Origin of the sequence: Arthrobacter sp. GCM10027362 (assembly GCF_042679445.1) — a bacterium.
GTDB lineage: Bacteria > Actinomycetota > Actinomycetes > Actinomycetales > Micrococcaceae > Crystallibacter.
The window spans coordinates 1-3,853 of record NZ_JBHTML010000269.1; the positions used below are offsets into that span (position 1 = coordinate 1).

The 3,853-nt window shown below is 67.0% G+C and carries 2 protein-coding genes; one reads left to right on the forward strand and one right to left on the reverse strand.

Annotated elements, in window-relative coordinates; translation table 11 throughout:
* Nucleotides 1–731: 731 nt before the first annotated feature.
* Nucleotides 732–1,364 carry a lysyl oxidase family protein gene (locus ACFQ36_RS21290; RefSeq protein ID WP_377017311.1) on the forward strand — a complete coding sequence of 211 codons (633 nt, stop codon included), beginning with the start codon at nt 732–734 and terminating at the stop codon, nt 1,362–1,364.
* 112 nt (nt 1,365–1,476) lie between these two features.
* On the opposite strand, the gene ACFQ36_RS21295 is transcribed toward ACFQ36_RS21290, so the two are convergent.
* The coding region (locus tag ACFQ36_RS21295; protein WP_377017313.1) for a Pls/PosA family non-ribosomal peptide synthetase at nt 1,477–3,853 on the reverse strand (2,377 nt) is incomplete at its 5' end.

Below are 3,853 nucleotides of genomic sequence, written 5' to 3' on the forward strand. Positions count from 1 at the left end.
GGCGACGGCGGCGTCGAGCTCGGCCGCGCCCGGTTCGGCCACCCGGCCGACGGTTTCGCCGGTGGCCGGGTCCCTGATCTCCCTACCCCCGGCGGCGGGCTGGATGGCCTCGAGCAGCCCGGCGGCGTCGGTGAACGTGCCCTGGATGGTGGATTCGGCGGTCATGGTCCCTCTCCTTGAACGTCGGCTGCGGTGGTACTGCCACCACTCTGCCCGCGCCGGCGGCCAAAGGTCTTGGCTTTGAGCGACGTGCCGTTGACGTTGGGTGCACAACCGCGGTCATCCCGTCGGGCGTGAAGCCGCCGGCCATGCCTGTCACCCGCCGGACGGGATCAAATCGAAGCTCCCCTGTCCGGCAACGAGAGTTTCCTGCCGCCGGGCCGGGTGCCGGATGCATCCCGGCCACCACGGCGACGTAAAACAGCGCCGATGAAAGCTTTACATGCGGTACGGCCGTGACTAACGTTTTCAGAACAAGGCGCCTTCAACCCGTACCGGGCCGGGGCGCCGGGGCGCGTTTTCCGGGGGGGTTCACCTTGGCGACCTCAGCTCGTTCCTGGCAAGGCTTTTTGGCAGCGGCCGTTGTGGCCGCGGTCTGCTCATGCGGCCCCCAGGCCGGGCCTCCCGCAGATCCCGCGAATGCAGCGGCCGCTCCACCGGCCTTGGAACCAGGCCAGAACAAGCCCTCCGCGGCTTCCGGTGCCTCCGGCGACCGTCTGCCCGACTTGGTCATGCTGCCGCTGGAGGCCTTCCACGTCGCCTACGAAGGCAAACACAAGGTTCTGCGCTTCGGCGCGGACGTAGCCAACGGCGGAGACGGCCCCCTGGATATCACCGGCGTCCGCACCAGCGTGATGGAACCGGACCTCCAAGTCCGCCAGAGCATTCTCCAGGCCGGCGGCGGCCAGCGGACCGTCAAGACCCGGGCCGTCATGCGGTACGAATCGGTGGACGGGCATGACCACTTCCACGTCAAGGATTTCGAACGCTACCGGCTGCGACCCGAGCAGGGAACCAGCTGGCGGGTGTCCCACAAGGAAGGGTTCTGCCTGCGTGATGACGGCAATCTTGGCGGCATGTCCTCCAGATACGACGATGATGAATTCACCTGCGGGGAGGACGAGGAGGACGAGGCGCTTGAGGTCCGGCAGGGGCTCACCGAGGGGTGGGTCGATGTTTACGACTGGTACCTTGAAGGCCAGCTGATCGACCTGGCAGGCCTGCGGCTGCCGGGAAACTTTTGTGTTGAGGCGGAAGCCGATCCGGGACGTGCGCTGGTGGAGAAAACCAGGGCCAACAATGTGACCTCGACCTTGGTGCATCTGTCGGCGTCTGAGGTATCCGTCATCCGCCAGGGCTGCTAGAAAGCCTCCTCCGGCCCGGGCCGGTCCCCATCACGGCAGGTTCCCGCTTGTACTTTTGCCGCCGTGCGGAGACGTTGTCCGGCAGGTCCGGGCACAGTCCGGCAGGACCGTGCTACAGTGCCGCCGATTCATTCAGCGCCTGCGCGCCGGGGGCGGAGGCAGCGGATGCCGGTATGTGCAGCTGGCGTGCCGGGTTGCCGCCGTACCGTGCCCCCGCCGGCACCTCGGTGCCCTTCATGAGGAAGGAATCCGCTTCCAGCTCGGAGCCGTCCTCCATCCTGACCCCGTAGTGGACAAACGCGCCGGTGCCGATGGTCACGTCATTGCCGACGATGATGCCGTCCAGCTTGAAGGCGCCGTCCTCCATGGAGTGGCACTGCAGGATGCTGCCGGCGTTCAGGGTGGCATGGTCGCCGATGGTGACGATGGTCTTCTCGGGAATGGCGATCCCGTCGTCGAACATCTTCTTCCCGACCCGGACACCGTACAGCCGCCAGAGGACGGGCTTGAACGGGGTCCCGCTGTAGGCCGCCCCGCCCAGGAGCTTCCAGAGGCGCTCGTGCCGCCAGAAGCGGATGTCGTAGATGGAGCAGAATGTCGGAGTCAGCCGCCTGAAGCCGGCGGCGGCGCGTTCGGCGAGGATGGAAACCGCCGTGGCGAAGACCAGGAAGACCAGGGCCGGGGCCAGGAGGGCAAGCGCTCCCAGGACGCGGAAGTAGTCGGCGGCGGCCGAGGCCAGCAGCAGCCCGATGTAGACCAGGAACCAGGTGATATTAAGGTAGATGGCCAGGGTCACGGCGTTGTGCCGGTTCTTGGCCGGCAGCCGGCGCTTCCTCTCCTCATCACTGTTCATGTCCTCAAACGCGCTGTCGCGTTCCACCGAGCGGGGGATCTCGAAGGGCGGGGAGCCGAGCAGGCCGGTGTTTTCCCGGACCGGGCCGTCGATGGGGACCATGACCTTGGTGCCGAAGAGGACGTTGTCCCCGGTGCGGGCGCCGGCGGGGTAGCCGATGTCGTTGCCGAAGAAGTTCCTGGCCCCGATGCTGACGGGGCTGAGCCGGAAGGACGAACTGGAATAGTCCGCGTTCATGATCGCCAGCCCGTCCGAGACCATGGTCCCGGAGCCGATGGTGGTCAGGTACGGGCTGTCGTGGGAGAGCGCCGGACCGAAGTTGGAGCCGGTCTGCACCAGGCCCGGCTGCTTGTAGCCGAGGATCTTCAGGTAGTGCACCACCAGGGAACTGTCCCCGGTGATCTCCATGTAGACTCCCACATTCGTCAGCCGTGCGACGGTCCGGTGCAGGGCGTAGTGGATGCCGTAGAGCGGGTACACCCTGCCGGGCGTGAGGAACAGGTTCAGGATCCGGGGAACGGTCACCACCGCCACCAGTCCCAGGAGCAGCCCGCCGTAGAACAGGAACAGGGAGACCAACAGGGCGTCCAGGTAGAACGCGGGCCTGCCGTGGTCCAGGTGTCCGGAGTCCAAGTAGACCGACAGGAGCCCGGCCAGGACCGCGAATCCGATCGGGATCATGATGAACAGCCGGTTGAACACCACCCAGAAGCTGTAGGTGATGCGCCGTCCCGTGGTGCACGGCACCGGTTCGACCACCCGGTAGTTCGTGGTTGCCGGCCGGGCGGGAGAGCCGTGCCAGCTCTGGCCGGCCGGAACATGCTGGCCCCGGTGCAGCGCGGAGGAGTGCCCCAGCTGCGCGCCGTCGCCGATGGAGGTGTGGATGTCCAGGATGGTCCGCTCGCCGATGAAGACATCCCGGCCCACCGTCACCGGGCCGGTCTGGATCCGCCCGCCGTGCGCCCGATAGCACCGGATGCCCACGCCTTTGCGCACGATGGAGTCGTCACCGATGGTGAACAGGTCGGCGCACACGGCCGCTGCCGGAGACAGGAACGTGACGCGCCTGCCGACGTTCGCGCCCAGGGCCCGCAGATAGACGGAGTACAGCGGGGTGGCGGCCAGGGTTTGGAACGGGCTGGCCGCCAGCAGGGTCTTGACGAACCAGAAGCGGACATACCTGAGGGTCCAGGCAGGGATCTCCTGCGCCTTCCAGCGGCCGATGAGGATCCACTTGAGCAGAATCGGGAGTGTGCCCAGGGCAAAGAACAGGGCCAGTTCGTAGGCCACGAACCGCTCCCAGGTTTCCACCCACCCCCTGGCCCCGGTTACCCATGAGAAACCGACGAGCAGCAGCTCTGCGGCCATGTACGCATAGGCCAGGAGCATCAGCAGCTGGGCCACCCCGCACGCCACGTACTGGAAGGTCGTGGCATGATGCGGCGCCGGCATCCCGGTGCCTGCCATGCCGCCCTCCCGGGCCGTGTCGCCGTCTGTCGCCTCTGCGGCGTCCAGCACCGCTGCCAGGCGGCGGATATCCGGATTCTGGTAGATATCCTGCATGGCCACCGGGGGCAGGCCGGTGTGTTTCCGGACGGCGGCGGAGAAGTTGGCCATGAGCAGGGAGTTGGCGCCG

Coding starts and splice junctions, on each gene's coding strand:
- ACFQ36_RS21290 (WP_377017311.1), top strand. CDS start 732: ATGCTGCCGCTGGAGGCCTTCCACGTCGCCTACGAAGGCAAACACAAG.